The organism is Azospirillum sp. B4 (genome assembly GCF_000333275.1).
Taxonomy (GTDB): domain Bacteria; phylum Pseudomonadota; class Alphaproteobacteria; order Azospirillales; family Azospirillaceae; genus Nitrospirillum.
This window is the reverse complement of record NZ_BACU01000670.1, coordinates 1-5174: the sequence shown is the minus strand read 5'-3', so window position 1 is coordinate 5174 and position 5174 is coordinate 1. Positions and strand designations below refer to the sequence as shown.

Here is a 5174-nt window from a genome sequence, read left to right as displayed (position 1 = left end):
CATACAGCAGGCCGGTACGCTGGCGCAGCATGTCCGCCGCCATGGCGTACTGCGTGGTCGTCTTGCCATCGCGCATTCGGCCGATGGTCAGGATCAGGCCTCCCTGGTTGTCGTACGCGGTCTCATAGATCGCATCCAGCAGCTGGTGGGAGATCGATTGCCGGCGAATCTCGGGTACCGATGTGACCGCCCTCGAAATTTGCCACACACCGCCGGCGGCGAGGTCCAGGTGGGTGGCCCGGTAATAAACCTCGTCCAGGACGATCTGGACCGAGGTACCGTGCGGCACCGACATGGCCGCCGGAAGCAATTCCCATAGGCGCCTCAGATCCTGGTGCAAATCCTCCTTCACAGGCATGCCGGCGCGTTCGCCGGTAACCCTCAAGGCGATCATTCGGGCATTATCAAGCTGCTTCAGGTCGACCGGCAGCAAGAGGTCCGTGAAGCGCTCCGACCTCAGCTGCCGCGGCATGGGTTTGAGATGAACCTCCGGCCTGCTCATGGGGAATGCCGCCTCATCGCTGCATGAGGTAGTGAAGCGTCACCGGCGCCGTCGCCGCCGCGACGCAGTCCGTTTTCGCCTGGTCTGGCGTCAAGGTGCCGCCCGGGATGCGGGCGGTACCCGTGGTGCCGACCGCCACGGACACCACCTGGGCCCCCGGGACCAGCTCATTCAGCATGCCGTTGCATTCCGCTTCAGGAACATTGGGATAGTCGATGTAGAACTGGCGATAGATGTTCGGGCCGACACTGGCGGTTACCGTTCCACCGAACTGGTTGACAATGGTGGTGTCGGCATTGCCGACGTTCATGCTCCCGAGGACGTCGTGGGTCTTCAGGATCGTCGCCGAGGAAATGGCGGCGTTCGCGGCGGCGCCCATGGCGGTCTGTCCACGGAAAGCGTGGGTGGTGCCATTGAAGACGGACAGGACTTCCTTGTTGCCCGCCGAGACCCGCTTGTCCGTGTCGCCGCTGGCGTAGATTTCCCAGACCTGGGACCCGACGAAGCCGATGATCGCGATGGCCAGGACGGCATCCAGCAGCAGGCTTCCGCTTTGCCGCCGATGCTGGAGGCTGCGCCGCGTGCGGTCCATAGACCGGTCAAGCGCCTGCCGGAAATCGCGGGGGCTGAGGACCAGGCCCAGGTCATTGCCCGGTCCGGCCGATAAGGGTAGCGCCATTGCCATGGACATAGTGCAATCACTCCTTGAAATTGGGGTTTAGGCCCGCTCCGGCGCCCACCGCCGGCGGGGTCTCACCTTTCCCGCTACAACCGCCTCGCCTTCGCGAGGAACCGCATCTGGGCCTGCGCATCGAAGATGCCGTCGATCATCCAGCCCAGCAGGGCCGCGGAGGCGATCATGCCGACGTAGATCATCATCTTGGACCACCGGCCCACCTTCTCCTCTGTCAGGCTCAGCCAGCGGTCCGCCAAAACCTTGAGGCCGTGGCGCTCGCGACCATCGTCGTCGGCGTTTCCGGAACGGCCATCCCGGCCCTGCTGGCCGGATCGGGCTATGGTGAGGTAGTCGCTTAGAACCTCTTCGTCAGGGAAATCGTCGCCCGCCTTGGCCATGGCGACGGCTAGGCTCCGGCCATCCCGGACCAGCCTCTGCATGTTGGCCAGCCGGCGCTTCAGATAGGGGGTCGCCACCTCCATCACGATGCCGAGCGCCTGTTTCGGCGGTATGCCCTGGGTGGCCATGCTGGCCATGGACACCAGCCAGGCGATGCCCACCCACATCCGGTAAAGGTTCCAGCCCGGCAGGCGGTCGAGCACGCGCCGGAACTTGCCGGCGAACCGCGGGAGTGAAACGAAGAAGGCGGCGATCAGGGCGAGGATGGCCAGGAGCACCACCCAGCCATAGCTGCCGACGAAATCACCCAGCGCCATGATCTTGGCGGCTTTGCCGTGGAAAATGACCCGCTTGCCAAGGGACCGGAACATTTGGGGAAGCACGTGTTGGGTGATGGTCCAGGTCATGGCGATGTCGCCTGAGAGGTAGAGGCCAATGACGCTGAACGGCTTGATGATGAGAAGCCGCAGGCTGCGCCGCCGCTTCGTCATCTCCATCATTTCCCTGAAGGTCTCCGACCGGTCACCCGCGTTGTCGGCGACCCTCAGCATGTTGATGTCGACCGAGGGCAGCCAGCCTTCGAAGGCCTGGCTAACCGACCCGCCGTTCTTGATGATGGGCAGGGTATTCCGGCAAAACACCACCATGGGCCGGTGGAGCTGGCGCCCTCCCTTGGACTGGTCGAACCATAGCTTGGCCAGGGCGACATGAGGTGGCGTTCCGTCGGCCAGCATCATGTACATCTTGTAGTAGAACGATTCCCGGGCGAGGTCGCCCGACCAACCCCGCAGGTGGGCGCGCTGGTAGTTCAGGATCAGCGGCGTGACCTTATCTTCCCATAGACCTTCCAGCCAGGGGGCCGGGGCCGGAAGGACAGGGGACGACAGCGCCATGTTCACAAAAAATTGGTCGATTTCCCCTTCGTCGAACTCCATGCCGGCGAAAGCGCCGTTCAACCACGTCCGGATGGTTCCCACCATGGGGAGGGTATCCAGGAAACCATCGACGTTGTTGGCTCCCGCCGTCTCCGCTTTGCGGTCGAGGTCGCGGGCGAAGTTCAGGGCGTTGGAGAGCAGCTCACGCATGGGCGTGACTCCCGGCGACCTGGCCAACCGTCACGTTGGAATTTGCGGGATCCCCCAGACCCAGGCGTTTGATCGCGGTGGGGCCGGCCGACATATGGTGTTCCCGGCCATCGGCATGCCGTGACCGGAGGTTGGCCGGCACAAGCGGCTTTACGCGATCCAGGTTGAGTTCGACGTCCACTGGGCTGACGACACCGGCCAAAACCAGAGCTATCGCATGATCGAACTTGGTGGTCCCGCCCAGCTCGCCGATCCAGAGGGACCTGGCCTTGTCCATCTCTCCTTGTTTCAGGCTCTTCATGAGTTCCGGGACAGGTTCTATGTACTCGGCGACGACCGTTCGCCCCTTGACCCCGAAGTTGAAGTCGGCGACGGCCGCCCCATCCCGTGCCAACCGATCCAGCAGATCCTTGATGGCCGGCGGGGGTAGGCATTCCCTGCATCCCAACGGGTTTGCCACGCAAACCCGGTCCAGGTCTCCCCATTCCCCGTAAATGGCCCAGAGCCGCTGCGCCAAGTTCATGAGAACCGGGTCCTTCGACACCGCGTTCTTGAGCGGCACCTTGCAATGCGGACAAAGCTTGGGGAGCAAGCTCATGTGGACGAAGCAGGTCAGGGCGCCGGCGTCATAGATTTCGCCGCGACGCAAATCCATCTGTTCCAAGCGCCCGGGCATGGTCAGGGCGTTCAAGGAATGGATGGTGCTGGCGCCATAATGCCCGGTGAGCACGAATTGAAGGGCGGCGTTGGCCGACGGGTGGTCGCGCAACTCCTGCGCGCCCAAGAAGTCCGGATTGGACCGGAGGCACTGCGCGATGGTCTCCAGCCAGGCCATGGCCCGGACCTCGCCCAACGGAGCGTTGACTGTGAACTGCTTGGCGCAGGCGATGAGAAATTCAACCGGATCCTCCACCGTGGCGACGCGCTTGCGCCCCTTCCGATAGGCATCCCAGGCTTCGATGAAGATCTTCAGCAGCGTGGACTTGCCCGAACCGGTGCGCCCGGAAATGAGAAGCATGCCCTCGGTTCGCATGACCTCGCGCACCAAGGCCGCCACTTGGGACGGCGCGAACCCAATGGAGGCGAAATCGCGAGCGTATTCCGCCTCCTTGTAGTGCAGCCGGGCGGCCAGCTCACGACCCTCGGCAAGGGTGTTGAAGGCGCACCGGACGGAAGACACAGTCTCGGGAAAACCATAGGTCTTCGCCCTGTCGCGGATGCGGCCCCCCTGGTTCTTGGTCGGATCATGCCCACCGTGGGCCTGATCCATCATTCCATGAAAGGTGGCCACCAGGAGGCTCGTTTCCTCCCTGGTGAACAGGCGAAGCGGCGGCGTGACGTCGCTATTCACCCGGAACTGCAGGCGTCCTCCCCGATCGTCATAGCCCAAGAACAGATCCGAGGCGTTCACGACGGTCGCCAGCTCGATGAATTCGCGGGCCTGGACTTCGTTCTGAACCGTCGAACGCTGCCGCTTCCGGCCGGCGGCATAGGCTGTGGCGATGTCTTCCGGAGGTACGACCTTCCAGTCCTCTTCCGCGTGGACCTTGACGCCCAGGTCCTCGGCCAGCCTGACCACGAGGAACACCTCCTCGCGGTAGCGTGAAGTTTCGGTCACCCAGACGGCGCCCTGGTCGAAGATGACCAGCTCCGACAGGAGGTTGGCGGGCATGGTGACGTTGCCACCCTCCGCTGTGACCGGCGCGCCCAGGGCGGCAACCGCGGATGCCACGGCATAGGAAGGGGACTCGTCCAACTCGCCGCCCTTGCGATGGCGAGCGGTTTCAAGGTCGACCACCGAGGCACCTTGATGGCCACCCGGTACACCCTCGATGTCGCGGCGCAGCTGCAGCATCGGTCAGCCCCCTTGCCCTGGGCGCAGCACAGGGATCAGGGCACCGGTCCCGGGCACAGGCATCCCCCCCGGTATGACAGTACCCGGCGGCAGGGTGCCAGGCGGCTGGGCCAGGGCAGGCTGGGCCAGGGCCCTGTCCCCGTTGGCATTTCCACGGGGCACCCGCACCGCATCACTCATGTCGCCCCGTTTGACCGCCACCAGGATGCCGTCCATGTCGATGGCGACCACGTATCGACCATCGGGCAGCTGCTGATCCTTCAAGACCGTGATGGCCGTCCCATCACCCAGCATGACCCTGGCGTTGTCGCTCCTCCCGGGTATGCCGGCGGCAGTACTCTCCACATAGAGGGGCAGGGGAAGCATCGCGAGGCCGTGGGGGAGGGGTGTGCGCGCCGGCGGGTTGTCGACGCCCGTGTCGGTGGTGCCGGCCGATAGGCCATCCGCCTTGCCCGCAGGCTTGCCACCCGCTGGCGGGGCGCCAGGGTTATCCACCAGCAGGGGGGCTCCCCGTAGGCGCCGCTCCGCGTTTTCGATCTTGAATTCCTGCTCAAGCACCTCCAGCCGCTTCGCGTTGATGCGGTGCTGGACCTGCAAGCCTTCGATGATCTGAGATGGGGATGGGCTCCGGGCCATCGGCTGGCCCGGCCCCGGCGG

5 protein-coding genes are annotated in these 5174 nt (G+C 64.5%); all 5 read right to left on the bottom strand.

Annotation, left to right across the window (positions count from 1 at the left end):
* On the bottom strand, positions 1 to 502 hold a 502-nt coding region (locus I55_RS30385; RefSeq protein WP_044564467.1), incomplete at its 3' end, for a hypothetical protein.
* Between the two features lie 13 nt (positions 503 to 515).
* A complete protein-coding gene (locus I55_RS30380) occupies positions 516 to 1193 on the bottom strand; it encodes a type 4 pilus major pilin (protein WP_083901554.1) in 678 nt (225 codons plus the stop codon).
* A 74-nt stretch (positions 1194 to 1267) separates the two neighbouring features.
* Positions 1268 to 2662, bottom strand: coding sequence for a type II secretion system F family protein (locus I55_RS30375; RefSeq protein WP_044564465.1), 1395 nt, complete (start codon positions 2660 to 2662; stop codon positions 1268 to 1270).
* Positions 2655 to 4517 carry an ATPase, T2SS/T4P/T4SS family gene (locus tag I55_RS30370; RefSeq protein ID WP_044564464.1) on the bottom strand — a complete coding sequence of 621 codons (1863 nt, stop codon included), beginning with the start codon at positions 4515 to 4517 and terminating at the stop codon, positions 2655 to 2657. The genes I55_RS30375 and I55_RS30370 overlap by 8 nt, the downstream gene beginning before the upstream one ends.
* A 3-nt stretch (positions 4518 to 4520) precedes the next feature.
* The coding region (locus I55_RS30365) for a hypothetical protein (protein ID WP_044564463.1) at positions 4521 to 5174 on the bottom strand (654 nt) is incomplete at its 5' end.